The sequence below is a fragment of the Streptomyces sp. NPDC002911 genome (genome assembly GCF_053591835.1).
The window spans coordinates 14,215-40,135 of sequence record NZ_JBSFUO010000031.1 but is presented as its reverse complement, the minus strand read 5'-3'; the positions used below and the strand labels follow the sequence as shown (position 1 = coordinate 40,135).

The window sequence follows — 25,921 nt, the reverse complement described above, 5'->3', positions numbered from 1 at the left end:
AATCGAACCCCTCAAGGAGAGAAACGACCGTGACGGACATCGTCGACGAGCTGAAGTGGCGCGGGCTGTTCGCCCAGTCCACCGACGAGGACGCATTGCGTAAGGCTCTCGCGGACGGCCCGGTCACCTTCTATTGCGGCTTCGACCCGACCGCGGCGAGTCTGCACGTCGGCCATCTGGTGCAGGTGCTCACCATGCGCCGGCTCCAGCTCGCCGGGCTGAAGCCGCTCGCTCTGGTCGGCGGGGCGACCGGCCAGATCGGTGACCCGCGGCCGACTGCGGAGCGCACGCTGAACGCCCCGGAGACCATCGCCGCGTGGGTCCAGCGCCTGCGCGGGCAGATCGAGCCCTTCCTCACCTTCGAGGGCCCGAACGCCGCCACGATGGTGAACAACCTGGACTGGACAGCGGGCCTGTCCGCGATCGAGTTCCTCCGGGACATCGGCAAGCACTTCCGGGTCAACAAGATGCTCACCAAGGACTCGGTGGCCCGTCGGCTGGAGTCCCAGGAAGGCATCAGCTACACCGAGTTCAGTTACCAGCTCCTCCAGGGCATGGACTACCTGGAGCTCTACCGGCGCTACGGCTGCACCCTCCAGCAGGGCGGCAGCGACCAGTGGGGCAATCTCACGGCGGGGATCGACCTGATCCACCGCCTGGAGCCGGGCGCCGCCGTGCACGCGCTGGCGACACCGCTGATGGTGAAGGCCGACGGCACCAAGTTCGGCAAGTCCGAGAGCGGAGCCGTCTGGCTCGACCCGGAGATGACCACACCGTACGCGTTCTACCAGTTCTGGCTGAATGTGGACGACCGGGATGTCTCGACGTACATGCGTATCCTCAGCTTCAAGAGCCGCGAGGAGCTCGAGGAACTGGAGAAGCTCACCGAGGAGCGTCCGCAGGCGCGTTCGGCGCAGCGGTCGCTGGCCGAGGAACTGACGACGCTGGTGCACGGCGGCGCGCAGTGCGCTGCGGTCATCGCGGCGTCGAAGGCGCTGTTCGGCCAGGGTGAGCTCGGCGAGCTGGACGAGGCGACGCTGAGCGCCGCCCTGTCCGAGGTGCCGCACGCCCAGGTCACCGAGCTGGGCCCGGTGGTGGATCTCCTGGTCGAGGTCGGGCTGTCGGCCAGCAAGTCCGCCGCCCGCCGCACGGTCAAGGAGGGCGGGGCCTACGTGAACAACGCGAAGGTCGCGGACGGCGAGAGCGCTCCGGCCCACGAGGAGCTGCTGCACGGGCGCTGGCTGGTCCTGCGCCGGGGCAAGAAGAACCTGGCCGCCGTCGAGGTCACGGCCGGCTGACGCCGGGGAACTCAGCAACGCGGCCGGTCACGCATGACGCGTGGCCGGCCGCGTTGCTGTGTCGCACGCAGGTGTCGCACCTGGGCTGGGCGTCACACCGGGGTGCCACACCGGGTTCAGGCTCTCTGGCTCTTGCCGCGATTGCCCCGGATGGACTGCCAGAGCATGTCTCCGATCCCGACGACGACCACGGCACCGATCAGCTGCAGCACGTGGCGGATCCAGTCGATCCCCTTGGTGTCGTTGACACCGATCCAGGTCGCTACGGCGTTACCGAGGATGCTGCCCAGGATGCCGAACACCACCGTCAGCCAGAGGGGGATGCTCTGTTTCCCCGGAAGGATCGCCCGGGCGAGCAGGCCCAGGACCAGACCTACGATGATTGCCCACAACCAGCTCATGTCGCCTCCTCGTGCGGCGCGGTCTGCGCACGTTCGCCCAGTTTCGTTCTGCCGGACGTACGGCGCATGCCGGACACGGCCGTACGTGGGACCGCGGTCCGGACTCGCGCCATGGGGCTCGCCCCGGCCTCGAATGCGGCGAACGCCGGGCGTACCGTAGGAGCCGCGCCGTCCGGAAAGTCCGGCACAGAGATCTGGTGGTGGAATCACTATGCGGAAGCAGAGCGGCACGGAGGTCTTCCGGATCACGGGCGCCCGGCAGGGCCTTGCCGACGACGTGCGCGGCAGGCAGCGGCGCTACATCATCTCGATGTCCGTGCGCACCGTCGCCGTGGTGCTGGCCGCGACTCTGTGGAATATTGAGAGACATGTGGCCGTGGTGGCGCTCGCGTTGGGCGTTCTGCTTCCCTATGTCGCGGTGGTCATCGCCAACGCCGGCCGGGAGAACACCCCTTCGCTGCCTTCGACGTTCGTGCCCGCACCGATGCGGCCCACTGCTCTCGGCGCGCCCCCCGCGGCCGGTCCGGCGGAGCCCGCGCCGGAGCCCGGCGCTGCCGGCCGCGCGGACGAGCCGCGCTCCAGGGATTGAGCGCCGGCGCTCCGCACAGCCCGAGATGAGCTCGGATCAATCATGACGTTCCGGTGCACCGGGCCCAGGCCTCCGTGGCATACTTCGTGAGCGCTCCGCGTCCCCCGTCGGAGCGACGGACCGACGCCGGGCAGCTCCCCCCGTGGCTGCCCGGCGTCGCCATTCTCCGGCGGGGATGCGTCGCAGAGGTCTCGGGCGGGAGCGCTTACGGGTGAGGCCGTTAGGGTTGAAGCCGTGAACTTCCCCGATACCTCAGCCGAGAGCGCCACCGGCGCACCGGTCTGTTCCGCCAAGGGCTGCCGTGCCGACGCCGTATGGGTGCTCGCCTGGAACAACCCTAAGCTGCACACCCCGGAGCGTCGCAAGACCTGGCTGGCCTGCGACGAGCACCGGGAGCATCTCTCCTCGTTCCTCGGTGTGCGCGGTTTCCTCAAGGATGTCGTGACGCTTGAGGAGTGGGATTCCTCAGCCGCCGATCGCTGACATCGGACGGTCGGGCTGCAGGAAGGTGGGGTCGTCGAGGCCGGAGCCCGCCTTCTTTCCCCACATCGCGAGCTTCCAGATCCTGGCGATCTCCTCGTCCGGCGCACCGGAGCGCAGGGCGCCGCGCAGGTCCGTCTCCTCACGGGCGAAGAGACAGGTGCGGACCTGTCCGTCGGCGGTGAGCCGGGTGCGGTCGCAGGCTCCGCAGAAGGGCCTGGTCACTGAGGCGATGACGCCGACGCGGTGCGGGCCGCCGTCGACGGTCCAGCGCTCCGCGGGGGCCGATCCGCGCTCCTCGTCCCCTTCCGCGGTGAGGGTGAAACGGGTGCGCAGGGAGGCGAGGATGTCCCCTGCCGTGATCATGCCGTCGCGCTTCCAGCCGTGTTGTGCGTCGAGCGGCATCTGTTCGATGAAGCGGAGTTCGTAGGCGTTCTCCACGGCCCAGGCGAGCAGGTCCGGGGCCTCGTCCTCGTTGAGTCCGGGCATGAGGACGGAGTTGACCTTGACGGGGGTGAGTCCCGCTTCGCGGGCGGCCTGGAGTCCTTCCAGGACGTCCTTGTGCCGGTCGCGGCGGGTGAGCGTCTTGAAGACGTCGGGACGCAGGGTGTCAAGGGATACGTTGACCCGGTCCAGGCCCGCGGCCTTCAGGGCGGCGGCGGTGCGCTTGAGCCCGATGCCGTTGGTCGTGAGCGACATCCTGGGGCGGGGCTCCAGGGCGGCGCACCGCTCGACGACGGAGACGAGGCCGGGCCGCAGCAGCGGCTCGCCGCCGGTGAAGCGGACTTCTCTGATACCGAGACCGGTGACGGCGATACGGACGAGCCGGACGATCTCGTCGTCGCTGAGCAGCTCGGTTTTGGAGAGCCACTGCAGGCCCTCTTCGGGCATGCAGTAGGTGCAGCGGAGATTGCACTTGTCGGTCAGGGAAACACGCAGGTCGGTGGCGACCCGGCCGTAGGTGTCGATGAGCACTGTGGGCCCCCTCCTCCCCGGTGATGTCCGCGTTTGCGGTCTGACGTCTCCGAGAGTACGCGAGACCTGTGACATCGAGGGGGCTCGGTTGTCACGAGATGCCACGGGGACCCGTCGTAGGTCTCTACGACGGGTCCCCGTCAAGGTGCGGCAGGCGGGTCAGTGGGCTCCGGTGCCGGTGAGGGACTTGACCTCGAGTTCGGCGTACTTGCCCTTGTCCGGCACCTCCTTGGAGAGGACCGAGCCGACCCAGCCGAGCAGGAAGCCCAACGGGATGGAGATGAGGCCGGGGTTCTCCAGGGGGAACCAGGCGAAGTCCACATCCGGGAACATCGAGCTGGCCTTCCCGGAGACGACCGGGGAGAACAGCACCAGGAAGACGGACGTGGCGAGACCGCCGTAGATGGACCAGAGTGCGCCCTGGGTGGTGAAGCGCTTCCAGAAAAGGCTGTAGAGGATGGTCGGCAGGTTGGCCGACGCGGCGACGGCGAAGGCCAGGGCCACGAGTCCCGCGACGTTCAGGTCGCGCGCCATCGCGCCGAGTGCGATGGAGACGACACCGATGGCTACGGTGGCCCACTTCGCGGCGCGCATCTCCTCCTTCTCCGTGGCCTTCCCCTTGCGGATGACGTTGGCGTAGATGTCGTGGGCGAAGGAGGACGAGGAGGCGAGGGTGAGGCCCGCTACGACGGCGAGGATCGTGGCGAAGGCGACGGCCGAGATGACGGCGAGCATGATGGCGCCGCCCGTGGTGCCCACGCCGCCGAGGTATTCGGCCAGCTGCGGTGCCGCCGCGTTGCCTGCCGGGTTCTTCGCCTTGATCTCCTCCGGGCCGATCAGGGCCGCGGCGCCGAAACCGAGGGCGATCGTCATCAGGTAGAAGGCGCCGATGATGCCGATGGCCCAGTTGACCGACTTACGTGCGGCCTTGGCGGTCGGCACGGTGTAGAAGCGGATCAGGATGTGCGGCAGGCCCGCTGTGCCCAGGACGAGCGCGATGCCGAGGGAGATGAAGTCCAGCTTCGAGATGTCGGTGACGCCGTACTTGAGGCCCGGCTCCAGGAACGCGGCGCCGTGGCCGCTCTTCTCGGCCGCGGTGCCCAGCAGGTCGGAGACGTTGAAGTCGAACTTCCAGAGCACCATGAGAGTCATCAGCAGCGCGCCCGCGATGAGCAGCACGGCCTTGACCATCTGCACCCAGGTGGTGCCCTTCATGCCGCCGATGGTGACGTAGACGATCATCAGGACGCCGACCAGCGCCACGATGAGGATCTTGCCCGCGTCGCTGGTGATGCCGAGCAGCAGCGAGACGAGGACGCCCGCGCCCGCCATCTGGGCCAGCAGGTAGAAGATCGACACGACGATGGTGGAGACACCCGCGGCGGTGCGTACGGGCCGCTGCCGCATCCGGTAGGCGAGGACGTCGCCCATGGTGTACCGGCCCGAGTTGCGCAGCGGTTCGGCGACGAGCAGCAGGGCGACGAGCCAGGCGACGAGGAAGCCGATGGAGTAGAGGAAGCCGTCGTAGCCGAAGAGGGCGATGGCACCGGCGATACCGAGGAAGGACGCCGCCGACATGTAGTCGCCGGAGACGGCGAGGCCGTTCTGGAAGGCGGTGAACTGCCGCCCGCCCGCGTAGAAGTCCGACGCGCTCTTGGTCTGCCGGCCGGCCCAGACGGTGATGCCCAGGGTCGCCGCGACGAAGACCGCGAAAAGGCTGATGATCAGCGGCCGGTGCTCGGTCGTCGACGACGACGCGGCGAACTGGATCACGGTGTGCGATGCGTACCCGGCGCTCATGCGTCGGCCTCCAGACGGGACTTGATGGCCGCCGCCTGCGGGTCGAGCCTGTTCGTGGCGTGGCGCGAGTAGAACCAGGCGATGAGGAACGTGGTGGCGAACTGCGCGAGGCCGAACACGAAGGCGACGTTGAAGTTCGCGAAGACGATCTTGCTCATGAAGTCGTCGGCGTAGCTGGACAGCAGCACGTACAGCAGGTACCAGGCGATGAAGCCGACGGTCAGCGGAAAGGCGAAGGAGCGGTGGGAGCGGCGCAGTTCGGCGAACTCCGCGCTGTTCTGCGCCTCGAGGAACGCCTCGGTCGTGGGCTGGACGGGACTGCCGTCCTCAGGGCTCTGGGGCGGCGGTGCTTCGGTGGCCACGGATTCTCCTCGCGACGCGGGTGCGGTAGTGGGAACGGTGGATTTCACGGGGAGTCCTCTGCGCTGTCGGGTTGCGGGGGGGGGTACATGCACGACTCCCTGTGCAACGGCACGGAGAGCGTGACGAGGCGGTTCACCGCAGGTTCGGTCTTCTCCGGCCGAGTCATGTGGACGCGGCTCCGGGAGGTCACACCTCGAACTCACTTGCTCGTATCCGTTGGTGCGACGGGAAGATCAGCGATAACTTCACTGGTCATGTACCGGACCGGACACGCCTGTGTCCGGCTCCACCGGCACGGATGATGTGGAGAACCCATGGCTCATCTGGCATCCAGACGGACTCGCGTGCTCACGCTGCCCGTCGGACTCGCGCTCACGGCCTCGCTCGGCTTCCTCCCGACCGGGACCGCGGCCGCGGCACCCGCGGACGAGCCGGCGGCGGTTCGCACGGACGGCCCCCAGCTGTCGTACGTCGTGAACACGCGGGCGGGTCACGGCACCGTCAAGCAGGTACGGAAGGCGATATCCGCGGCCGGCGGAACCGTCGTGACGTCGTACGACAAGATCGGCGTCATCGTCGTCCACTCGCAGAACCCGGACTTCGGCGCGACGATCCGCAAGGCCAAGGGCGTCCAGTCGGCCGGCGCCACACGCACCAACCCGATCGTTCCGCAGGCGACGAAGGACATCGGGGTCGAGCAGCCCCTGACCGCCGCGCAGGCGCGGGCGGCTTCCGAGGACGCGGTGGCGGGCCAGGACCCGCTGGAGCCCCTGCAGTGGGACCTGCCCGCCATCAAGGCGGACAAGGCGCACGAGAAGTCGCTCGGCAGCAGCAAGGTCACGGTCGCCGTCATCGACACGGGTGTGGACGACACGCACCCGGACCTCGCTGCGAACTTCGACCGCGAGGCCTCGGTGAACTGTGTGTCCGGCGCCCCGGACACCACGGACGGCGCCTGGCGGCCCGCGGCCGGTGAGAGCGACCACGGCACACACGTCGCCGGCACCATAGCCGCGGCGAAGAACGGCACCGGCATCACCGGCGTCGCACCCGGTGTGAAGGTCTCCGGCATCAAGGTGTCCACGCCGGCCGGATTCTTCTACACCGAGGCCGTCGTCTGCGGCTTCGTCTGGGCCGCAGAGCACGGCGTCGACGTGACCAACAACAGTTATTACACCGACCCGTGGCTGTTCAACTGCAAGAACGACCCGGACCAGGGCGCCCTGGTCGAGTCGGTCACCCGCGCCACCCGTTACGCGGAGGGCAAGGGCGTCGTCAACGTCGCCGCGGCCGGCAACTCCGACCACGACCTGGCCCTCGACGCCATCGAGGACTCGACGAGCCCCAACGACACGACGCCGGTCACGCGCACGGTCGACCCGAGCGCCTGCCCCGACATCCCGACCATGCTGCCGGGTGTCGTGACGGTCTCCGCGACCGGCGCGAAGACCCTCAAGTCCTCGTACTCGAACTACGGTCTCGGGGTCGTCGACGTCGCCGCCCCGGGCGGTGACTCGACGCGCTACCAGGCGCCCGAGGCGCCGGCCGACAACGGTCTGATCCTGTCCACGCTGCCCGGCGGCGGATTCGGCTACAAGGCCGGCACGTCGATGGCATCCCCGCACGTCGCGGGTGTAGCGGCCCTGATCAAGTCGACCCACCCGCGCGCCTCGGCGGCCGGGGTGAAGTCACTGCTGACGCATCAGGCCGACGCCACCGCGTGCGGCGCGCCGTACGACATCGACGGTGACGGCACCGTCGACGCCGTCTGCGAGGGCGGTAAGCAGTACAACGGCTTCTACGGAGCCGGTGTCGTGGACGCGCTGGACGCGGTCCGCAGGTAATGCGTGGGAGAGGGGCCGGGCACAGCTGTCCCCGGCCCCTCTCGTACGAGGTACGGCGCTGCGGCTACGGCTACCGCTCGATGAGGACCTCCAAGCGCCGTGGGCGTCGACTGCTCGGGGGCGTCCGCCTGGATCACCCCGTGGGTGCCCTCACCCCGCGTCGGTTCCGGTACGGCCCGCTGAGCGCCCCGAAGGAGCAGGTACAGCGGCGGCCAGGCAGGTCAGCATGTTCCAGAAGTCGTACGCAGGCCGGTTGCGGCCAGTCCGGGATTCAGCGCGAGCAGCTCGACGTCTACGAGGATGCGCTGCGGCGCACGGTGACGACCCGCCCCGACCTGGGACGGCTCGCCACGAACCCGACCGCTGCCTCTTCCGGACCCGTCTGGAGCCTCTGCGGGAGCTGCCGGCCCTGACACACGTGTACCTGTACGGGACGCCCGCTGATGATCCCCTGGATCTCGCTCCTCTGGCCGGTCTTGAGAACCTCACCGTCCACATCGGCTTCGGGACGAGGACCACCGGCACCGAACTCTTCCCGCCCGAGCGCCTTCTGCCGGACACGTAGGGCCCGCCCTCACGCCCCCGCCGCCCCCGCCGCCCCCAGCAGCACCCCCGCCCCGTAGGTCACCGCCATGGCCACCGCTCCCCCGGCCACGTTCCTCAGCACCGCCCGCCCCACCGGTGCCTCGCCCAGCCGCGCGCTCCACCACCCCGTGAGGACCAGCGCGGCGAGCACCGGCACCCACGGGGACGGGCAGCCGCGCCGAGAAACGGCGAAAGCACGATCACCGGGAGCGCGCCCACGGTGAAGGCCAGGAAACTCGCCCCCGCCGCATGCCACGGATCGGTCAGCTCGTCCGGGTCGAGCCCAGCTCGACCTCGGCGTGCGCGCGCAGCGCGTCGCGCTGCGTGAGCTGGACGGCTGCCTCCCGGGCGAGCCGGCTGCTCAGCCCCTGCTCCTCCAGCAGTCCGGTCAGCTCGGCGAGCTCTGCCGCCGGTGCCTCCTCGAGCTCCCGCTTCTCCGTCGCCAGAGCGGCCTTCTCGGAGCCACCTGGGTGGACACCGACACGTATTCGCCGGCCGCCCCAGACCGGCGGTGGAGACCACACCGTCGCTGGCACCGAGCACCGCGGCCCGCAGCCAGTTGAGCCGGGTGCCGAGCCCGCCCCGGTGGGGTTCGTCGTGAGCCTGCGCCTCTGTCCCGGTCACCCGGGGAGCGTCCCACCGCGCCCTTCCCGGGGACGTCCGCGATCCGCGTTTCCGGCGTCGCGGTCAACTGCTGGACGATGTCGTCGCGTTCACGGCCGCGGACTCCCGGATAGGTGGCTGTCGGTACCGGCCCGTATTCTCTGTGACCATGCTCGACGACCGTCAGACCGCAGCGCCGTGGCCGGCCGCGTATCCCCAGGGGTACGCGGTCGTCGACGTGGAGACCACCGGACTCGCCCGCGACGACCGGATAATCTCCGCTGCCGTGTACAGACTGGACGCGAGAGGTGACGTCGAGGACCACTGGTACACGCTGGTGAACCCCGAGCGGGATCCCGGTCCCGTCTGGATCCACGGACTGACCAGCGATGTCCTGGAGGGCGCGCCGCTCTTCCCGGAGGTCGCGGCGCAGTTGTCCGAACGGCTCGCCGGGCGGGTGCTCGTCGCCCACAACGCCGCGTTCGACTGGTCGATGATCGCCCGGGAGTACGCGCGTGCGGCGGTCACCGTGCCCGTCGAGCAGCGGCTGTGCACCATCGCGCTCGCCAAGGAGCTCCGGCTCCCCCTGCCCAACCACAAGCTGGCGTCGCTGGCCGCGCACTTCGGCGTGGTGCAGCAGCGCGCGCACCACGCGCTCGACGACGCCCGGGTGCTGGCCGAGGCGTTCCGGCCGAGTCTGCACGCGGCGGCCAGGGACGGGGTGCGGCTGCCGCTGCTGGAGTGCCTGCCGCTGACGGAGTGGTCCGACTCCCCGGTCGCCCCGCGTGCGGGCTACCGGCCGTCGCAGGGGCAGGGCAGTTGGCGGCCCTCCCGCAAGCGCCCCGCGTGCCCGTATCCGAATCCCGGACGCTACGAGTCGGACAAACCGCTCATGCAGGGCATGCGTGTGGCCTTCTCCGGAGACACCTCGATCGACCGGGAGCTCCTGGAGGACCGAGCCGTCGAGGCCGGTCTGCATGTGGCGACCAGCGTGTCGCGGCTGACGAGCCTGCTCGTCACCAATGACCCGGACTCGGCCACGTCCAAGACGGTGAAGGCGAAGTCGTTCGGCACCCCGGTCCTGGAGGAGAGCGCCTTCACCCATCTGCTGAGGGATGTGGCGCCGGCCAGGGCGGTCGCCGTACCGAAGCCGTCACCGTCATCGGAGTGAACCGGGGGCGACTCGCCCCGCGCCGGCTCGCCCGCCGCCGCCCGGCGTCCCACCCTGTGGCGCATGGCACGTTGTGAGGTTTGCGGAAACGACTACGGGATGTCCTTCGAGGTGCACGCGCAGGGCGCGATTCATGTCTTCGACTGCTTCTCCTGCGCCATTCACCGCATGGCGCCCATCTGTGAGCACTGCCGGGTCCAGGTCATCGGCCAGGGCGTCGAGGTCGACGGCCACTGGTACTGCGGCGGCCACTGCGCCCGCGCCGAGGGAAGGGCGGGCATCGTGGACAAAGTATGACGGGGCCTCCCGTACGCACGGGGACCCTCCGTGCCGCACCCCATGACCTCAGTTGTACGGTCATGGGGTGTACCGCTTCCTGTTGACCCGGCAGTGGGTGATTCTCACCCTCCTCGTCCTCGCCATGATTCCCACGATGGTGGAGCTGGGTTTCTGGCAGTTCCACCGGCATGAACACCGGGTCGAGCAGAATGCGCTGATCACACGGAACCTCGAGGCGGACCCCGCCCCCGTCACCCGCCTCACCTCTCCCGGCCACACGATTCCCCGCTCCGACTACTGGCGTGCCGTGACGGCCACCGGGACGTTCGACACCGAACACGAGGTGGTCGTGCGCCGCCGCACCTCGCGGGACGAGCGCATCGGCGTACTGGTGCTGACTCCACTGAACCTCAAGGGCGGCGGCACCGTCCTGGTCAACCGCGGCTGGGTTCCGGCCGCGGACGACCAGAAGGCCTTCCCCGAGGTCCCCGCCCCGCCGAGCGGCGAGATCACCGTCACGGGCCGGCTCAAGGCGGACGAGACGACCAGCGCCAGCGGTATCAAGGACCTCGAGGGGCTGCCGGACCGCCAGGTGATGCTGATCAACAGCACCCAGCAGTCGCACCTGCTCGACCGCCCGGTGCTGGGCGGGTACCTCGAGCTGACCGGCCCCGACCCCGCCGACGGCAGCCCCGAGACGATCGCCGCCCCCGACGACAGCTCCATCGGCCCGCACATGGCGTACGCCGTCCAGTGGTGGCTCTTCGCCGCAGGGGTCCCTGTCGGCTGGATCATTCTCGTACGCCGTGAGAAGCGCGACCGCGAAGAGGCCGCCAGGGGCGGCGAGACCGCGGCGCAGCCGGAGCCGGCCACCGCCTGAAGGCGGTCCTTTCGCACAGGTTCCGCTGCTTAGCGGGGCCCAGGTTCGGGAAGACGCCACAGCGTGACCCCACGTATCGAGGACTACGCCGTCATCGGCGATCTCCAGACGGCCGCCCTGGTCGGCAGGAACGGTTCTGTCGACTGGCTGTGCCTGCCCCGCTTCGACTCGGGCGCCTGCTTCGCGGCCCTGCTCGGCGACGAGGAGAACGGCCACTGGCGCATCGCCCCCCAAGGCACGGAGAGCACCGACACCTGCACCCGGCGCGCCTACGTGGGCGACTCCCTGGTCCTGGAGACCTTCTGGGAGACCAGGACGGGGACCGTCAAGGTCATCGACTTCATGCCGCAGCGCGACAAGGCCCCCGACGTCATGCGGATCGTCGAGGGCGTCAGCGGCAGCGTCGACATGAGCTCCGTCCTGCGGCTCCGCTTCGACTTCGGCTCCGTCGTCCCGTGGATGCGCCGCTCGCACGGTCACCGGGTGGCCGTCGCGGGCCCCGACTCCGTCTGGCTGCGCAGCGAACCGCCGGTCAAGACGTGGGGCCAGCAGTTCAGCACGTGCTCCTCCTTCACGGTCACCGAGGGCGAGTCCGTGGCGTTCGTCGTCACCTGGCACCCCTCGCACTCCGCCCGCCCGAAGCTGATCGACCCTCACAAGTCGCTGAAGCACACCCTCACCGACTGGGCGAAGTGGTCGGCCCGGTGCACCTACCGAGGCAGGCACCGGGAGGCGGTACTCCGTTCCCTGATCACCCTGAAGGCGCTCACCTACGCCCCCACCGGCGGGATCGTGGCGGCTCTCACGACCTCGCTGCCGGAGGAGATCGGGGGCGTACGGAACTGGGACTACCGCTACTGCTGGCTGCGGGACTCCACTCTCACCCTGGGCGCCATGATCTCGGCCGGGTACGTGGAGGAGGCGGCCGCCTGGCGGGACTGGCTGCTGCGGGCTGTGGCCGGTGACCCCGCGGACCTCCAGATCATGTACGGGCTCGCCGGCGAGCGCAGGCTCCCTGAGACGGAACTGCCGTGGCTGAGCGGCTACGAGAACTCGCTGCCGGTCCGCACGGGCAACGCGGCGGTGCGGCAGAGGCAGCTCGACGTGTACGGCGAGGTCATCGACTCGCTCAGGGTGGCCCGCGAGGCCGGGCTCGACGACAAGCCGCACGCCTGGAATCTGCAGCTCAGTCTGCTCGGATTCCTGGAATCCACCTGGCGCGAGCCGGACGAGGGCTTGTGGGAGGTCCGCGGGCAGCGCCGCCACTTCGTGCACTCCAAGGTGATGGCCTGGGTCGCGGCCGACCGTGCGGTGCGCACCCTGGAGGAGAGCCCGGAGCTGCCCGGCGACGCCGACCGGTGGCGGGTGATGCGGGACGCCGTGCACGCGGAGGTCTGCGAGAAGGGCTACGACCCCGTGCGTAACACCTTCACCCAGTACTACGGGTCCCGGGAGCTGGACGCCTCGACGCTGCTCATCGTGCGCGCCGGCTTCCTGCCGCCCGACGACCCCCGGGTGATCGGGACGGTCGACGCGGTGCGCGACGAGCTCGCCCACGACGGCCTGATCCGCCGTTACAGCACCGAAGGCGTGTCGGTGGACGGTCTCCCCGGTGACGAGGGGGCGTTCCTCGCGTGCTCGTTCTGGCTGGTCGACGCCCTGCTGCGGACGGGCCGGAGGGACGAGGCGGAGGTGCTGTTCGACCGGCTGCTGGACCTGCGCAACGACGTCGGGCTGCTGGCCGAGGAGTACGACCCGGTGGCCGGCCGCCAGCTCGGTAACTACCCGCAGGCGTTCAGCCACATCGGCCTGGTGAACAGCGCGGTCGACCTCGCCGGTGAGGACTTGGCAGGATAGGGCCATGGATCTTGGACTGAAGGACCGTGTCTACATCGTCACCGGTGCGACCCGCGGGCTGGGCAACGCCACCGCGCACGCGCTCGCCGCCGACGGCGCGAAGGTGATCATCTCCGGCCGTGATGCGAGGAGCGCCGCCGACGCCGCCGCCGAAGTGGGCCCCGACGCGGTCGGACTCGCCGCGGACAACGCCGACCCCCTGGCCGCCCGGCGCCTGGTGGACGCCGCGAAGGAACACTTCGGCCGGCTGGACGGCATCCTCATCAGCGTCGGCGGCCCCGCGCCGGGCTTCCTGGCCGACAACACGGACGATCAGTGGCAGTCGGCCTTCGAGTCGGTCTTCCTCGGTGCCGTCCGTATGGCCCGTACGACGGCGGACGCACTCGGTGAGGGCGGTGTCATCGGCTTCGTCCTGTCGGGGTCGGTGCACGAGCCGATCCCCGGCCTGACGATCTCCAACGGGCTGCGCCCCGGCCTCGCGGGCTTCGCCAAGTCCCTCGCCGACGAGCTGGGCCCGCGCGGCATCCGGGTCGTCGGGGTGCTGCCTGCCCGGATCGACACGGACCGGGTGCGCGAACTGGACGCCCTGTCCGGCGACGCCGAGGCGTCCCGCACAGCCAACGAGGCGCGCATCCCGCTGCGCCGCTACGGCACCCCGGCGGAATTCGGGAAGACCGCGGCCTTCCTGCTCTCCCCGGCCGCCTCCTATCTGACGGGCATCATGGTGCCGGTCGACGGCGGCGCCAGGCACGGGTTCTGACGGCCCCGCCTGCGGCGGGCCGTCAGCTCACCCGGCCCGCGCGGTGCTTGACCGCCTTCAGACGGACCTCGGCGGGCAGCTCGTCCAGCCCGGCCGAGGTCCGCGCGTGAGCCAGCGCCCCCTCGGAGAGGCCACGCAGCGCCAGGCTCGGGGCCGCGTGCGGTTCCATCAGCAGCCGGAGCCGGGCCCGCGGGGCGGTGCGTCGGCCGGTCAGCGTGACCTTGGCGTCGGACACCCCGTCCAGGGAACCCGCCTCGTCACCGAGCACGCCCTCCAGGGCCCTGCCGCGCAGCAGTGCGCCCTCGCCGTCGCCGCTGTCGACCAGCACCTCGGCGAGGCGCCCGCGGCGCAGCTGGGCGAGGAGCCACCACAGCGCGAGGACCACCAGGACGGCGAGGACCGCGATGACGGTGGGCCACCACCAGCCCTCGTCCCGCCACCTGGTCCGGTCGGCCGTGCTGAGCAGCACGTCGTTCCTGCCGCCGAAAGGCCACCAGGAAGGTACGGACAGGCCGAGCCCCGTCGCGAGGACGGCGCCTCCGAGGACGAGGAGGATCAGCCCTGCCAGGCCGAGCAGGACCCGGTTGACGGTTTTGGTCACGGGGTCACCCCTTCTTCGCCGGGCGGCGCACGTGCACGGAGAGGCCGGGCGGCCGCACCAGGCTCAGTTCGCTGACGGCCGTACCCAGCGCGGTGTCCAGGTCGGCCCTGACGTCGTCGAGTTCACGGAAGTGCGAGACAGCCCGCACGGTCGCCTTGCGCCGGCTCATCTTCACCCGTACGGACTGCACTCCGGCCACCTTCACGGCCCGGTCGCGCAGGACGAGGCCGGCGGCGTTCCGGTCGAGCCCGGCCCGTACACCGACGTGCCGGCGGCTCATGGGGAGCAGGGTGCGCAGCCCGGGGGTGAGGGCCAGGAGAAGCAGCCAGAGGCCGAGCGCGGCCGCCAGTGCGGATCCCGCGAGGACCCATACGTCGTCGAGGTGACGGCTCGCCAGGTCGTCGGCGACGGAGCGCCGCCACTGCATGGCCGGGCGGTCGGCCCGCACCGCCGCGATGTCGTAGAGCAGGAGTCCGGCGCCGCCGAGGACGATCAGGGCGACCAGCGCCGCGGGGATTCTGCGCCCGGACCAGAACCGGCCCGTCCTGCCGCCCGGCTGTTCCGGCACGGCGGCGGGCTCGTAGGTCGAACCGGACGCGGACCGGTCCACCTCGAGCACGCCGCCGGGTGACTCCGGCTCGACGGTGGGCAGGCGCTGCGTACCGTTCTCCGGGCCGTGGGGTTCGCTCATCGGGTGCTCCCCTCCGGTGCGGTGCCCGCTCCCGACGGATGCAGCCGTTCGACCTGCACCGCCACTTCAGGCACCTCCATCCCCGCCAGCGCTCTCACCCGCTCGGCCACCCGACGACGCACCGCCCCGCACTGACGGCCGATGTCACAGGGGTAGGCGAGGTCGAGGCTGACCCGCACCCGTGCGGTGTCGCGATGGACGGTGACGGTGGCGCGCGGTGCGGCGGCGTCCTCGGGCCGCTCGTCGACGGCCTCCTTCGCCGCCTGCGCGGCGATCTTCGCGACGACCCGGTCGGCGATCCGGGTCTGCCCACGCCCGGCCGCGTCGACCCGGCCTGTCACCCCTGTCACCGTCGCCGGCCGCCGCGCTCGCGACTCCGGAAGAAGTCGCCGGGTTCCAGATCGCCGTCCAGGAAGCGGCCGGCGATGAAGCCGACCGCGCCCAGCGCGGCCACCAGCAAAAAGGCCCCGAACCCGCCGAAGTACCCGGCGAAACCGAGCGCCATGCCGACCACCAGGCCGACCACAGCCATGCTCATCGTGTGCTCCTCAACTGCCGGGCGTGGGCGGTCTACTGGACGCGTGACTCGGACTCGGACTCGTCGTCCTCCTCGTCGGGCAGTTTCACGTCGCTCACGGCGATGTTGACCTCGACGACTTCCAGGCCGGTCATGCGCTCGACCGCCGCGATGACGTTCTCGCGTACGTCGCGGGCCACCTCACTGATGGCCACGCCGTAGTCGACGACGATCTCCAGATCGAGGGCGGCCTGCGATTCGCCGACCTCCGCCTTGACGCCGCGGGACACGGACTTGCTGCCCCCGGGAACCCGGTCGCGTACGGCGCCGAACGTGCGGGAGATGCCACTGCCCATCGCGTGGACACCGACGACGTCCCGTGCCGCCATTCCGGCGATCTTCTCGACCACGCCGTCGGCGATGGTGGTGCGGCCACGGGTCGCCGGGGCTCCCCCGCCGCGCTTGCTCAACTGGCTCTGTCTGCCGTCGTCCCCGCCGGGCACGCTGGTGGGGCTGTCGGGCCGGTTCCGCTGTGGGCTCTCGGTCATCGCCGCTCTTCCCTTCGGGGCGGGAGTGAACTTCCGTGGCCCACAGTAAGTGCGCTTGCCCCGTTCCGCCCCGTGGATGGGGCAGGGTGGAGCAATGACAACGGCTGACAGCACGCACGGGGCCGACGGATGGACCGCTGCCGTACGCCAACGACTCGCCCTGGGCAGACTGCTCCCTCTGGGCGGTCCCGCCGACGGCTCCTGGATCGCGGAGAGAGCGGCGGCAGCGGTGCTGCGGGAGGCCGCCGCTCGATCGGGGGCCGTTCTGGGAACGCTCAGGATCGCCCTGTCGGACGAGGACGGCGTCCCGGACCCGGTGGTGCCCGGACCTCCCAGCGCGCTGCCGCCCGGACCTCTGCGGATCGAGGCCGGTTGCTCCGCGACGGCGGCGCGGCCCCTGACTGCGACCGCGGACGCCTTGCGTGAGGCTCTGCTGACGGCGGCGGCCCAGCGGCTCGGCCTGGTGGTCGACGGGGTGGACCTCCGGGTGACGGAGCTGCTGGAGGAGGAGCCCCGCCCAGCCGCGGAACCGCCTCCCGACACCCGCGCGGTGGAACCTGACGGGCCCGCAGGCACCGCGGCGGCCGGGGTGCCGGGCGTCGTCTCACTGACGCGGGTGCTGGGCAGCGCGGTGCAGCACACGGAGGGTCATGTCCGGGTGGAACTCGCGACGGCCGGGACCCATCGGTCGCTCGACGTGGCGCGGGCGGTGCGCGAGGCGGTGGCCAGGGCCGTGGAGGGCGGTCCGACGGTCGCTGTGCTGATCACGGCCGTCGTGGACCGCGACTGACACACCGCCCGCGCCGTCCGGCGCGGGCGGTGTGTGCCGGGGCTACGGCTGTTCAGTCGGCGATGCCGGCGAGGTCGCGCAGCCGGCGGCCCTGGGCGGCCCGCTCGGCGGTGCGCTGCTCCTCGTACGTACGCGAGACGGCGCCGCTCAGCAGGGCCTTGGTCTCGACGACCGCGTCGCGCGGAGCGGCGAGCAGCGCCGCGGCCAGATCGCGGGCTGCCGCGTCGAGCTGGCCGGCGGCGACAACGAGGTTGGCGAGACCGGTGCGCTCGGCCTCCTCGGCGTGTACGAAGCGGCCCGTGGCGCAGATCTCGAGCGCGCGGGCGTATCCCACCGTGTTCACCAAGGGGTGGGTGCCCGTGAGGTCGGGAACGAGACCGAGGCTGGTCTCACGCATGGCGAACTGCACGTCCTCGGCGACGATCCGCAGATCGCAGGCGAGGGCGAGCTGGAAACCTGCACCGATCGCGTGCCCCTGGACGGCCGCGATCGACACGATGTCATTGCGGCGCCACCAGGTGAACGCCTCCTGGTACTCGGCGATGGTCGCGTCGAGCTCGGCCTCCGAGCCGCGCGCCATGTCCGAAAAGGACGGCTCGCCGTCGAATCCTTCGGGTGCGAAAGCCTGCCGGTCGAGGCCTGCGGAGAAGGACTTGCCCTCGCCACGCAGCACGACGACCCGCACGCTGCCGGGGAGTGCCCGTCCGGCCTCTGCCAACGCCCGCCACAGAGCGGGAGACTGAGCGTTGCGCTTGGCCGGATTGGTGAGCGTCACCGTGGCAACCGCATCTTCGACGGTGAGCCGTACGCCGTCCTTGTCGAGCACAGAGTCGAGCGAGGTCATGGAGTGCCTCCGGATCGGGTGCTGTCAGTACTTACTGGCAAGTAACTGAACAGTAACCACCCGGACGACCTGACGGCCGGCCCGGGTGGTCACCCGATGTTCCGGTAAGCCCTCGGAGCCGACATGGACCGGCCCCTGACCGCTGCCCGCTGTCAGGCCGAAGCGGCCTTCTTGCCACGAGTCGCTCCGCCGCGTCCCCGCAGCGTGACTCCCGACTCGCTGAGCATCCGGTGGACGAATCCGTAGGAGCGGCCCGTTTCCTCGGCCAGCGCCCGGATGCTCGCACCGGAGTCGTACTTCTTCTTCAGGTCTGCCGCGAGCTTGTCGCGCGCGGCGCCGGTTACCCGGCTGCCCTTCTTCAGAGTCTCGGCCACCCGTGCCTCCTCAAGGAAGTGCGCTCTGGACTCTCATGATCACCCCTACTGCGCTTCCTGGCCACCCATTCGGCAAGGTCTGTAGGACAGGTTTCCGCACCCTGAAGCGGTCCGACACAACCGGAATCAGACATTCCAAGGGATCTAGAGGCCTTGCATGGCGGGCCGCTGGCAAAACTGCCAGGTCAGGGCCCTACAGGGCAGGGCAACCTGAAATGAGTGCGCCCGGCAGCTATCTGCCGGGCGCCGCGCCGGGGTATGAGACCTGCTCACCCAGATGATGGATCACCGGTGGGCCGAATGATCCAGACGCGTTGGATCACCGGGCCTCCCGCCGGTTCCGGGAACCCTTGCGGGTCAGGCGAGGGCGACCAGGTCCCGGTAGTCCGAGCCCCAGAGGTCCTCGACCCCGTCGGGCAGCAGGATGATCCGCTCCGGCTGGAGCGCCTCGACCGCGCCCTCGTCGTGGGTGACGAGGACGACGGCGCCCTTGTACGTGCGCAGGGCCCCGAGGATCTCCTCGCGGCTGGCCGGGTCGAGGTTGTTCGTGGGCTCGTCGAGCAGCAGGACGTTGGCGGAGGAGACGACGAGCGTCGCCAGGGCGAGCCGGGTCTTCTCACCGCCGGAGAGCACTCCGGCGGGCTTGTCCACGTCGTCACCGGAGAAGAGGAAGGAACCGAGCGTCTTGCGGACCTCGACGAGATCGAGGTCGGGCGCCGCGCTCCGCATGTTCTCCAGGACGGTGCGCTCCGGGTCCAGGGTCTCGTGCTCCTGGGCGTAGTAGCCGAGCTTGAGGCCGTGGCCCTCGATGATCTGGCCGGTGTCGGCCTTCTCGGCGCCGCCGAGGAGCCGCAGCAGCGTGGTCTTGCCCGCGCCGTTGAGGCCGAGGATGACGACGCGCGAGCCCTTGTCGATGGCGAGGTCCACGTCGGTGAAGATCTCGAGCGATCCGTAGGACTTGGAGAGACCCTCGGCCATCAGCGGGGTCTTGCCGCACGGGGACGGCTCCGGGAAGCGCAGCTTCGCCACCTTGTCGGAGACCCGCACGGCCTCCAGTCCCGAGAGCAGGCGCTCGGCCCGCTTGGCCATGTTCTGGGCGGCGACGGTCTTGGTCGCCTTGGCACGCATCTTGTCGGCCTGGGAGTTCAGTGACGCGGCCTTCTTCTCCGCGTTCTGGCGCTCGCGCTTGCGGCGCTTCTCGTCGGCCTCCCGCTGCTGCTGGTAGAGCTTCCAGCCCATGTTGTAGATGTCGATCTGGGCGCGGTTGGCGTCGAGGTAGAACACCTTGTTGACCACCGTCTCGACGAGCTCGACATCGTGGGAGATCACGATGAAGCCGCCGCGGTAGGTCTTGAGGTAGTCGCGCAGCCAGACGATCGAGTCCGCGTCGAGGTGGTTGGTGGGCTCGTCGAGAAGCAGGGTGTCGGCGTCCGAGAAAAGGATGCGGGCGAGCTCGACACGGCGGCGCTGACCACCGGAGAGGGTATGCAGGGGCTGGCCGAGCACCCGGTCGGGCAGGCTGAGCGCGGCGGCGATGGTGGCGGCCTCGGCCTCGGCGGCGTATCCGCCCTTGGTGAGGAACTCCGTCTCCAGGCGCTCGTAGCGCTTCATCGCCTTCTCGCGGGTGGCGCCCTTGCCGTTCGCCATCCGCTCCTCGTTCTCCCGCATCTTGCGCAGGATCTCGTCGAGACCGCGGGCCGAGAGGATGCGGTCGCGGGCCAGGACGTCGAGGTCGCCGGTACGCGGGTCCTGCGGGAGGTAGCCGACCTCACCGCTGTTGGTGATGGTGCCGCCCGCCGGCGTCCCCTCGCCCGCCAGGCACTTGGTGAGGGTGGTCTTGCCGGCGCCGTTGCGGCCGACCAGGCCGATGCGGTCACCCTTGGCGATACGGAAGGAGGCGGACTCGATGAGGATGCGGGCGCCGGCACGCAGCTCGATGCCGGAAGCGGTGATCACGGAAAAACTCCAGGGCGGTATGGACGGCGGAGGGACAGCGGACTCACGACTCGACGCCGCCTAATGCACAAGGAGAATTGCCATGCGACTCAGTCTACTGGCGGTGTCCACCTGCTTCTCCGCATGCTCCCGGCCCGTCACCGCCTCACTGTGATACGTCACATAATCGGGCATAGCTCATCGAACTGGCCGACACACCTGACAGGACGACACACCCTCCACGGAGCGGCCGGAGCGGTCGGCCTGCCTCGACGCGGCGGCGGCCGTCGGCGTCGGCCGGACCCGGCAGAAGCGCCGGGGACGCCGGTCGGCGCGGAACCTCCGGCTGAGGTTGTCAGTGACCAGTGAAAGACTGAGACGTATATCACATCACACTGGTGCGCCTGAGCAGGAAAGGGTGAGCGAGATGGCAGGGACGAACGGCTTTCCCACGATCTTCCCGACGCTTCTGTACGACGACGCGAAGGCCGCGATCCGGGTGCTCACCCAGGCCCTGGGCTTCACCGAGGAGGCGGTGTACGAGGGAGAGGACGGCAGTGTGCTTCATGCCGAACTGTCCTGCGGCAACGGCAGGGTGATGCTCGGCTCAAAGGGGCGCGGGGGTGTCTTCGCCGAGGCGATGGCCGGCGCCGGGCCCGCCGGGGTGTACGTGGTGGTGGACGAGGTCGACGAGCACCACGCGCGGGCCGTGGAACAGGGCGTGGAGATCCTGATGCCGCCCACGGACCAGGACTACGGCTCCCGCGACTACATGGCGCGCGACGCGGAGGGCAACGTCTGGAGCTTCGGGACGTACGCCCCGGGGTCCTCGGGCTGAGAGCCCCGGGGCAGTGCGAGCGGTGGCGGTCAGACCCCGCCGGTGTGCACCTGGAAGGCGGCGCGGCGTACGGCTTTGGCGAGGGCCGGGTCCGGGTGGGCGGCGGCCAGGGCCACCAGCACCTGGACGGTCCGCGGGTGGCCGACGGCCCGTACCTCGTCCAGCAGTGCGGGGACCGTGCCCTGGACGGCGGAGTCGAGGTGGCGGACCAGCAGCCCGGTCTCGCCGTGGTCGGCCACGGCCGCGGCGGTGTCGACCCAGAGCCAGGTGGCTTCCTCGCGGCTGAGGACGTCCTGGGCGTCGTCCGGGTCGGTCCCCTCGTACTCGGCGAGCCAGAGCAGCGCGTACGGGCGCAGCGGCGCTTCGGTGACGACGGAGCGGACGACGGGCTCGGCGGGGGCGCCGACGACGCGCAGCGCCTCGAAGGCGAGGCCGCGCAGCAGGGCGTCCTCACCACGGGCGACGGCCAGCAGTTCGGCCACGGCGCTGCCGACGGGCCGGGCGGCCAGCCAGGCCCGGTATTCGGCGCGGGCCGGGCCTGGGGTGAGCCGTGCACAGCCGAGCAGCATGTCGGCCGCGGGCTGCTCGATGTTGCCGGCCGGGCTCTGGGCGGCTACGCAGATCTGCTCCAGCTTGACCCAGACCGCCCAGTTGCCCAGCGGGGTGAGGGTGGCGTGGCCCGCGCCGAGCGTGAGTGCGCCGACGGAGGCGAGACCCTCGAGGGCCCAGTCGAGCAGCATCGCGTTCAGGTCGGCGGACTGCCCGCCGGCGGGTGCGGTCTGCTGCTCCGGCCCGTACGGCACCTCGCACCGCTCCTCGTGGAGTTCCGCGACGCGCTGACCCAGCAGGTCGAGGAGCGCGGGCACGGTGACGGCGCCCGCCGAGAGCTGGAGGAGGGAGAGCACCTGGGGCACGGCCTCTACGGCTTCCGCCACCGCGGTGGCCTCGATGCCGTCGGGTGAGGCGTGGACGAGCGACCAGGCGTCGAAGAGCGCCACCCAGCCGCGGAGCACGGCGGAGTCGTCGCGGTCCCAGGCTCGCAGGCGCCAGCCGGGGCGGGCGGTGTCGCCGTGCATCTCGATGAGGCCGGCCAGCCTGGCCCGGTCCCAGCCGGCCATCACCTGATCCGGGGACAGTCCCAGTGCGGCGGCTGCCCGTTCCAGGGCCTGGGCGGCGAGCGGGACGGAGCCCGGGCTCGTGCCGTCCGCCGCCCAGTGGGCGATGCGCACGGCGTCGGCCAGTACGGCCCTGGCCTGCCGTGCCAGTTCCGCCGGTGGCGGCGTGCCCTCGGGTGGTCGGGGGGCCGGCCTGGTGCGCCGGGTCGTCACGGCCTTACGGGCGGTCGCCTGGGGTCGTGGGCGGACAAGTCGCAGCCTGGAGTCGCGCGGGGTACGGGACGTCACGAGGAGCAGTCTTGCCTCTGACGGGCCGAAAGCCCAAACGGAAGCCGTGTCACCCGGATACGGGAGGCACCGGGACCGGGGCACCAACCGGGCGGTTCCGCCTCATCAGCTCACATCAGGGGCGTGAGGAAGCGCCGGAGCGCCTCTTCGTAGCCGGCCGGGTCGGCATTCCACATCGCGGCATGCGGAGCATGCGGCACGGAGTGCAGGGTCACCAGGTCGGGGCGGCGTGCGGCGAGTTCCCGGGACTCCTGCCACGGGGCCAGGGTGTCCCCCGGGCCGTGGACGATGAGCGTGGGCACGTGCAGGGCCGTCGGCACCGAGGTGTCCAGGAGCGGGGCGCCGTGCAGCCCGGTCTGGCCCTGGGCCGCCCGCACGGCCAGCGGCAGCAGCGCGGAGGGCACGCCCCGGGCCGAGGCGAGAGCGCGCAGGGTGGTCTTCCAGTCCAGGACCGGGGAGTCCAGGACGAGGCCGCTGATGCGATCGCGGAGGGCGGAGTCGACGGCCGCGTGCAGGGCCATCGAGGCGCCCGAGGACCAGCCGTGGAGGATGACGTTCTCGGCGCCGTAGCGCACGGCGTAGCGGATGGCCGCGTCGAGGTCGCGCCATTCGGACTCACCGAGGTGGGCGAGGCCGTCCGGGGAGCGCGGGGCGCCCTCGTCACCGCGGTAGGCCAGGTCGAGCACGGGAAGCTGCTGGGCGTGGAGGAACCCCATCACATTCATGGGGTGGTCCCTGGTGGCGCCGAGTCCGTGCGCCGTGATCACCCAGGTGTCGCGGACTCCGGGCACGAACCAGGCGGGCAGGGCGCCGAGTTCGCCGGGGACCTCGACCTCCTTGTAGGCGAGGCCGAGGGCGGTGAGCGGGTCGCCGCGGTGGAGCTCCGGGGTGAGGCGGACCCTGGCGCCGGGCTTCAGGCTGCCGAGGGTCACGCGTTCCAGCCGGCGTACGACGGTGTCCGCGGAGGCCGCGGTACTGCCGGGCGGCTGTTCGACCACCGGGCCGACCACCGCGTGGACGCCGCGGCCGGTCAGTCCGTACGTACCGGGGCGCAGCGCGGTGAAGGAGCGGGTCAGGGTGATCTGCCCGGCCGCGGTGGCGTGCACGGTGAGCCGGCGGTCGGCCGGGAAGGGGCGTGGCGAGGGCGCCCCGAGGGCGACGTCGCCGGCGTAGCGGCCGACGGCGACCGCTGCCGCGCCGATGCCGAGGATCGAGGTTGCGGCCACTGCCGCCGCTGTTGCCGGGCGCACGGCTCCAGTGTCCCGGGCTGCGGCGCGGGCTGCCAGTGGGCATCGGCCGTACGGTGCCGGGCGCCGGGCTCAGCCGGGCTGGCCGTACCCCTCCAGGGCGTCCTGCACGTCGCGCAGCTGGGCCGGGGTGAGGAGGCTCGGCCGGTGGCCCGGCACGGAGCTCGCGGTGAGCCAGAGCCTGCACATCCATTCGAGCTGGGCGGTGCGGTCGTAGGCCTCGTCGAGGGTGGCCCCGTAGGTGACGGTGCCGTGGTTCCGCAGCAGGCAGGCCGTGCGGTCGCGCAGGGCTGCCAGCATGTTGTCGGCGAGCTCCCGCGTCCCGTAGCGCGCGTAGGCGGCGGTGCGGACGGGGCCGCCGAGCATGGCGGCGGCGTAGTGCACGAGCGGCACCTCGGCCACGAGGGTGGAGACAGCCGTGGCGTGCACGGCGTGGGTGTGGACGACGGCTGCGGCGTCGGTGTCGCGGTAGACGGCCAGGTGGAGCGGGAGCTCACTGGTCGGCACCAGGTCACCCAGGACCTGACGCCCTTCGAGATCGACGCCGACCGCGTCACCGGGGCCGAGCCGGTCGTAGGGCACCCCGCTGGGGGTGACCAGCACGGTGCCGCCGACCCGGGCCGACACGTTGCCCGAGGTGCCGACGACCAGGCCGTCCGCCGCCGTCCGCCGGGCCGTCTCGACGACCCCGCCCCATGTCCGCTCGATCGCGTCCGTGCGCACGTCACTCATGCGGGGGATTCTAGGGTCACGTGATCGATGTCTCCTCAAGGGGAGATATCGGGCATGAGGAGGGCGGCGGCCAGGGGCGGGACCGGTTCCCGCACCGGCGCGGGGCGTACGGCCGCCCGGTCGCACACAAGCGGAATCGACGTACGCGCTTGGGGTCACCATGCCGCCCTGCCCAGTTCACCTTCCGTTCACCCTGGTTGACTACGTTCCACGTGCCAATGACGTCGAACGATTGCCTGGGTAAATGGAACACATCACGCTGCTGCTCGCGATCGTGATCGTGACAGCTCTCGTGTTCGATTTCACGAACGGTTTCCACGACACCGCCAACGCGATGGCCACCACCATCTCGACCGGCGCGCTCAAGCCCAAGACAGCGGTGGCCATGTCCGCCGTTCTCAACCTCGTCGGCGCCTTCCTGTCGGTGGAGGTCGCCAAGACGATCTCCGGCGGGATCATCAATGAGAACGGCCTCAGAACCGAGGTCATCTTCGCGGCGCTCGTCGGCGCCATCCTGTGGAATCTGCTGACCTGGCTGGTCGGCCTGCCCTCAAGTTCCTCCCACGCACTCTTCGGCGGCCTCATCGGCGCCGCGGTGATGTCGGCCGGCTGGTCCTCGATCAACGGCGGCACCGTCGTCACGAAGGTCCTGCTGCCCGCGATCGCCGCGCCTGTCGTCGCCGGTCTCGCCGCACTGCTGGCCACGAAGCTGACGTACCGCCTGAACCGGAAGATCACGGACCCGGCCCAGCTGAAGTCGACCGCCAAGGGGTACCGCGCCGGTCAGATCGCCTCGGCCGGTCTCGTCTCGCTCGCCCACGGCACCAACGACGCGCAGAAGACCATGGGCATCATCACCCTGGCCCTGGTCACCGGCGGCGTCCTCTCCCCCGGCTCCAACCCGCCGGTCTGGGTCATCGCCTCCGCGGGTATCGCCATCGCGCTGGGCACCTACCTCGGTGGCTGGCGCATCATCCGCACCATGGGCAGCGGCCTCACGGACCTGCGTCCGCCGCAGGGCTTCGCGGCCCAGACGAGCGCGGCCACGGTCATCCTGGCCTCCTCGCACCTCGGCTTCTCGCTCTCCACCACGCAGTCCTGCTCCGGCGCCGTCATGGGCGCCGGCCTCGGACGCAAGGGCGGCACGGTCCGCTGGTCCACCGCCACCCGGATGTTCGTCGCGTGGGGCCTGACCCTGCCGGCCGCCGGTCTGATCGGTGCGGGCTCCGAGTTCCTGACCAAGCAGGGCCCCTGGGGCGTCGCGGTGGTCGCAGTGATCCTCGTCGCGGGCTCCGCCGCCATCTGGCTGCTGTCGCGCCGCAAGCCGGTCGACCACACCAACGTCAACGCGACCGAGGACGAGCCCGCGGGCGTCGTCACGGACGCCATCGCGGCCGTCAGCCCGCCGCCCGTCGGTGGGGCCTCCACCGAGCTCAAGACCACCATCCACGCTCCGGCCCCCACGGCCGAGACCCCGGCCGATCCGGCCCGGCCGGCCACGGTGTAAGGACAGATC

The 25,921-nt window shown here is 70.8% G+C and carries 28 protein-coding genes and 1 pseudogene; 13 read left to right on the top strand and 16 right to left on the bottom strand.

Features of this window, described 5'->3' with window-relative positions:
- Positions 1-29 precede the first annotated feature (29 nt).
- Positions 30-1,298 carry a tyrosine--tRNA ligase gene (gene tyrS, locus ACWD04_RS29280; protein WP_451136751.1) on the top strand — a complete coding sequence of 423 codons (1,269 nt, stop codon included), beginning with the start codon at positions 30-32 and terminating at the stop codon, positions 1,296-1,298.
- A gap of 116 nt (positions 1,299-1,414) precedes the next feature.
- On the opposite strand, the gene ACWD04_RS29275 is transcribed toward tyrS, so the two are convergent.
- Positions 1,415-1,699, bottom strand: a complete 285-nt coding sequence (locus ACWD04_RS29275; RefSeq protein ID WP_451136750.1) for a GlsB/YeaQ/YmgE family stress response membrane protein — start codon at positions 1,697-1,699, stop codon at positions 1,415-1,417.
- Between the two features lie 211 nt (positions 1,700-1,910).
- On the opposite strand from ACWD04_RS29275, the gene ACWD04_RS29270 reads away from it, so the two are divergent.
- Both ACWD04_RS29270 and ACWD04_RS29265 read left to right on the top strand, forming a co-directional pair.
- A complete protein-coding gene (locus ACWD04_RS29270) occupies positions 1,911-2,288 on the top strand; it encodes a DUF3099 domain-containing protein (protein WP_451136749.1) in 378 nt (125 codons plus the stop codon).
- Between the two features lie 234 nt (positions 2,289-2,522).
- Positions 2,523-2,771, top strand: coding sequence for a hypothetical protein (locus ACWD04_RS29265; protein WP_451136748.1), 249 nt, complete (start codon positions 2,523-2,525; stop codon positions 2,769-2,771).
- Here the strand turns inward: ACWD04_RS29265 and moaA are convergent.
- From moaA to ACWD04_RS29250, 3 genes are all read right to left on the bottom strand, one after another.
- Positions 2,754-3,743: a GTP 3',8-cyclase MoaA gene (gene moaA, locus ACWD04_RS29260; RefSeq protein WP_451136747.1), complete on the bottom strand. Its 990-nt coding sequence runs from the start codon at positions 3,741-3,743 to the stop codon at positions 2,754-2,756. The genes ACWD04_RS29265 and moaA overlap by 18 nt on opposite strands.
- Before the next feature lie 159 nt (positions 3,744-3,902).
- Positions 3,903-5,543, bottom strand: a complete 1,641-nt coding sequence (locus tag ACWD04_RS29255) for a solute symporter family protein (RefSeq protein ID WP_451136746.1) — start codon at positions 5,541-5,543, stop codon at positions 3,903-3,905.
- Positions 5,540-5,905, bottom strand: coding sequence for a DUF485 domain-containing protein (locus ACWD04_RS29250; RefSeq protein WP_451136745.1), 366 nt, complete (start codon positions 5,903-5,905; stop codon positions 5,540-5,542). The genes ACWD04_RS29255 and ACWD04_RS29250 overlap by 4 nt, the downstream gene beginning before the upstream one ends.
- Positions 5,906-6,220: 315 nt before the next feature.
- On the opposite strand from ACWD04_RS29250, the gene ACWD04_RS29245 reads away from it, so the two are divergent.
- Together ACWD04_RS29245 and ACWD04_RS29240 are read left to right on the top strand one after the other, a co-directional pair.
- Positions 6,221-7,750, top strand: coding sequence for a S8 family peptidase (locus ACWD04_RS29245; protein WP_451136744.1), 1,530 nt, complete (start codon positions 6,221-6,223; stop codon positions 7,748-7,750).
- Between the two features lie 418 nt (positions 7,751-8,168).
- Positions 8,169-8,315, top strand: coding sequence for a hypothetical protein (locus ACWD04_RS29240; protein WP_451136743.1), 147 nt, complete (start codon positions 8,169-8,171; stop codon positions 8,313-8,315).
- Positions 8,316-8,324: 9 nt separating this feature from the next.
- Here ACWD04_RS29240 and ACWD04_RS29235 read toward each other — a convergent pair.
- Positions 8,325-8,959, bottom strand: a pseudogene (locus tag ACWD04_RS29235) (VIT1/CCC1 transporter family protein).
- 142 nt (positions 8,960-9,101) lie between these two features.
- Here ACWD04_RS29235 and ACWD04_RS29230 point away from each other — a divergent pair.
- The 5 genes from ACWD04_RS29230 to ACWD04_RS29210 all read left to right on the top strand — a co-directional run bounded on the left by ACWD04_RS29230 (position 9,102) and on the right by ACWD04_RS29210 (position 13,885).
- Positions 9,102-10,109, top strand: a complete 1,008-nt coding sequence (locus ACWD04_RS29230; protein ID WP_451136742.1) for a DEDDh family exonuclease — start codon at positions 9,102-9,104, stop codon at positions 10,107-10,109.
- 63 nt (positions 10,110-10,172) lie between these two features.
- Positions 10,173-10,406, top strand: a complete 234-nt coding sequence (locus ACWD04_RS29225; protein ID WP_359476263.1) for a hypothetical protein — start codon at positions 10,173-10,175, stop codon at positions 10,404-10,406.
- 67 nt (positions 10,407-10,473) lie between these two features.
- The gene (locus tag ACWD04_RS29220; RefSeq protein WP_451136741.1) at positions 10,474-11,268 is read left to right on the top strand and encodes an SURF1 family cytochrome oxidase biogenesis protein; all 795 of its coding nucleotides are present in this window, start codon (positions 10,474-10,476) and stop codon (positions 11,266-11,268) included.
- 63 nt (positions 11,269-11,331) lie between these two features.
- Positions 11,332-13,125, top strand: coding sequence for a glycoside hydrolase family 15 protein (locus tag ACWD04_RS29215; RefSeq protein ID WP_451136740.1), 1,794 nt, complete (start codon positions 11,332-11,334; stop codon positions 13,123-13,125).
- A 4-nt stretch (positions 13,126-13,129) separates the two neighbouring features.
- Positions 13,130-13,885, top strand: coding sequence for an SDR family oxidoreductase (locus ACWD04_RS29210; RefSeq protein WP_451136739.1), 756 nt, complete (start codon positions 13,130-13,132; stop codon positions 13,883-13,885).
- Between the two features lie 22 nt (positions 13,886-13,907).
- Here the strand turns inward: ACWD04_RS29210 and amaP are convergent, their stop codons facing one another.
- From amaP to ACWD04_RS29185, 5 genes are read right to left on the bottom strand one after another with little or no spacing between them, the layout of a single operon-like run.
- Positions 13,908-14,486: an alkaline shock response membrane anchor protein AmaP gene (gene amaP, locus ACWD04_RS29205; protein WP_451136738.1), complete on the bottom strand. Its 579-nt coding sequence runs from the start codon at positions 14,484-14,486 to the stop codon at positions 13,908-13,910.
- A gap of 4 nt (positions 14,487-14,490) precedes the next feature.
- Positions 14,491-15,177 carry a DUF6286 domain-containing protein gene (locus ACWD04_RS29200; protein ID WP_451136737.1) on the bottom strand — a complete coding sequence of 229 codons (687 nt, stop codon included), beginning with the start codon at positions 15,175-15,177 and terminating at the stop codon, positions 14,491-14,493.
- A complete protein-coding gene (locus ACWD04_RS29195) occupies positions 15,174-15,527 on the bottom strand; it encodes a hypothetical protein (protein WP_451136736.1) in 354 nt (117 codons plus the stop codon). Before ACWD04_RS29195 ends, ACWD04_RS29200 begins: the two co-directional genes overlap by 4 nt.
- Positions 15,524-15,715 (bottom strand): hypothetical protein, encoded by a 192-nt coding sequence (locus ACWD04_RS29190; protein WP_451136735.1) that lies wholly within the window; start codon positions 15,713-15,715, stop codon positions 15,524-15,526. The genes ACWD04_RS29195 and ACWD04_RS29190 overlap by 4 nt, the downstream gene beginning before the upstream one ends.
- A 32-nt stretch (positions 15,716-15,747) precedes the next feature.
- Positions 15,748-16,242: an Asp23/Gls24 family envelope stress response protein gene (locus ACWD04_RS29185; RefSeq protein WP_451136734.1), complete on the bottom strand. Its 495-nt coding sequence runs from the start codon at positions 16,240-16,242 to the stop codon at positions 15,748-15,750.
- Between the two features lie 94 nt (positions 16,243-16,336).
- On the opposite strand from ACWD04_RS29185, the gene ACWD04_RS29180 reads away from it, so the two are divergent.
- Positions 16,337-17,032 carry a hypothetical protein gene (locus ACWD04_RS29180; protein ID WP_451136733.1) on the top strand — a complete coding sequence of 232 codons (696 nt, stop codon included), beginning with the start codon at positions 16,337-16,339 and terminating at the stop codon, positions 17,030-17,032.
- Positions 17,033-17,084: 52 nt separating this feature from the next.
- On the opposite strand, the gene ACWD04_RS29175 is transcribed toward ACWD04_RS29180, so the two are convergent.
- The 3 genes from ACWD04_RS29175 to ACWD04_RS29165 all read right to left on the bottom strand — a co-directional run bounded on the left by ACWD04_RS29175 (position 17,085) and on the right by ACWD04_RS29165 (position 20,206).
- Complete coding sequence (locus tag ACWD04_RS29175) at positions 17,085-17,876, bottom strand: enoyl-CoA hydratase/isomerase family protein (RefSeq protein WP_451136732.1); 792 nt, start codon at positions 17,874-17,876, stop codon at positions 17,085-17,087.
- 152 nt (positions 17,877-18,028) lie between these two features.
- A complete protein-coding gene (locus tag ACWD04_RS29170; RefSeq protein WP_006123601.1) occupies positions 18,029-18,250 on the bottom strand; it encodes a helix-turn-helix domain-containing protein in 222 nt (73 codons plus the stop codon).
- A gap of 357 nt (positions 18,251-18,607) precedes the next feature.
- Complete coding sequence (locus tag ACWD04_RS29165; RefSeq protein ID WP_451136731.1) at positions 18,608-20,206, bottom strand: ABC-F family ATP-binding cassette domain-containing protein; 1,599 nt, start codon at positions 20,204-20,206, stop codon at positions 18,608-18,610.
- A gap of 406 nt (positions 20,207-20,612) precedes the next feature.
- Here ACWD04_RS29165 and ACWD04_RS29160 point away from each other — a divergent pair, with 406 nt between their 5' ends.
- A complete protein-coding gene (locus tag ACWD04_RS29160; RefSeq protein ID WP_451136730.1) occupies positions 20,613-21,023 on the top strand; it encodes a VOC family protein in 411 nt (136 codons plus the stop codon).
- A gap of 29 nt (positions 21,024-21,052) precedes the next feature.
- On the opposite strand, the gene ACWD04_RS29155 is transcribed toward ACWD04_RS29160, so the two are convergent.
- The 3 genes from ACWD04_RS29155 to ACWD04_RS29145 all read right to left on the bottom strand — a co-directional run bounded on the left by ACWD04_RS29155 (position 21,053) and on the right by ACWD04_RS29145 (position 24,405).
- On the bottom strand, positions 21,053-22,351 hold the full coding sequence (locus ACWD04_RS29155; protein ID WP_451136779.1) for a hypothetical protein: 1,299 nt from the start codon (positions 22,349-22,351) through the stop codon (positions 21,053-21,055).
- 185 nt (positions 22,352-22,536) lie between these two features.
- Positions 22,537-23,676: an alpha/beta hydrolase gene (locus ACWD04_RS29150; protein WP_451136729.1), complete on the bottom strand. Its 1,140-nt coding sequence runs from the start codon at positions 23,674-23,676 to the stop codon at positions 22,537-22,539.
- 69 nt (positions 23,677-23,745) lie between these two features.
- Positions 23,746-24,405, bottom strand: a complete 660-nt coding sequence (locus ACWD04_RS29145) for a class II aldolase/adducin family protein (protein WP_451136728.1) — start codon at positions 24,403-24,405, stop codon at positions 23,746-23,748.
- 244 nt (positions 24,406-24,649) lie between these two features.
- Between ACWD04_RS29145 and ACWD04_RS29140 the strand changes: the two genes are divergently transcribed.
- Positions 24,650-25,912 carry an anion permease gene (locus tag ACWD04_RS29140; RefSeq protein WP_451136727.1) on the top strand — a complete coding sequence of 421 codons (1,263 nt, stop codon included), beginning with the start codon at positions 24,650-24,652 and terminating at the stop codon, positions 25,910-25,912.
- The last annotated feature ends 9 nt before the right edge of the window (positions 25,913-25,921 follow it).

Bases quoted from the DNA above. Each gene is read 5' to 3' on its own strand.
- ACWD04_RS29140 (WP_451136727.1), top strand. From the start codon at position 24,650: ATGGAACACATCACGCTGCTGCTCGCGATCGTGATCGTGACAGCTCTC.
- ACWD04_RS29255 (WP_451136746.1), bottom strand. From the start codon at position 5,543: ATGAGCGCCGGGTACGCATCGCACACCGTGATCCAGTTCGCCGCGTCG.
- ACWD04_RS29160 (WP_451136730.1), top strand. From the start codon at position 20,613: ATGGCAGGGACGAACGGCTTTCCCACGATCTTCCCGACGCTTCTGTAC.
- ACWD04_RS29200 (WP_451136737.1), bottom strand. From the start codon at position 15,177: ATGAGCGAACCCCACGGCCCGGAGAACGGTACGCAGCGCCTGCCCACC.
- ACWD04_RS29190 (WP_451136735.1), bottom strand. From the start codon at position 15,715: ATGAGCATGGCTGTGGTCGGCCTGGTGGTCGGCATGGCGCTCGGTTTC.
- ACWD04_RS29270 (WP_451136749.1), top strand. From the start codon at position 1,911: ATGCGGAAGCAGAGCGGCACGGAGGTCTTCCGGATCACGGGCGCCCGG.
- ACWD04_RS29185 (WP_451136734.1), bottom strand. From the start codon at position 16,242: ATGACCGAGAGCCCACAGCGGAACCGGCCCGACAGCCCCACCAGCGTG.
- ACWD04_RS29145 (WP_451136728.1), bottom strand. From the start codon at position 24,405: ATGAGTGACGTGCGCACGGACGCGATCGAGCGGACATGGGGCGGGGTC.
- ACWD04_RS29275 (WP_451136750.1), bottom strand. From the start codon at position 1,699: ATGAGCTGGTTGTGGGCAATCATCGTAGGTCTGGTCCTGGGCCTGCTC.
- ACWD04_RS29245 (WP_451136744.1), top strand. From the start codon at position 6,221: ATGGCTCATCTGGCATCCAGACGGACTCGCGTGCTCACGCTGCCCGTC.
- ACWD04_RS29210 (WP_451136739.1), top strand. From the start codon at position 13,130: ATGGATCTTGGACTGAAGGACCGTGTCTACATCGTCACCGGTGCGACC.
- ACWD04_RS29175 (WP_451136732.1), bottom strand. From the start codon at position 17,876: ATGACCTCGCTCGACTCTGTGCTCGACAAGGACGGCGTACGGCTCACC.
- ACWD04_RS29180 (WP_451136733.1), top strand. From the start codon at position 16,337: ATGACAACGGCTGACAGCACGCACGGGGCCGACGGATGGACCGCTGCC.
- ACWD04_RS29225 (WP_359476263.1), top strand. From the start codon at position 10,173: ATGGCACGTTGTGAGGTTTGCGGAAACGACTACGGGATGTCCTTCGAG.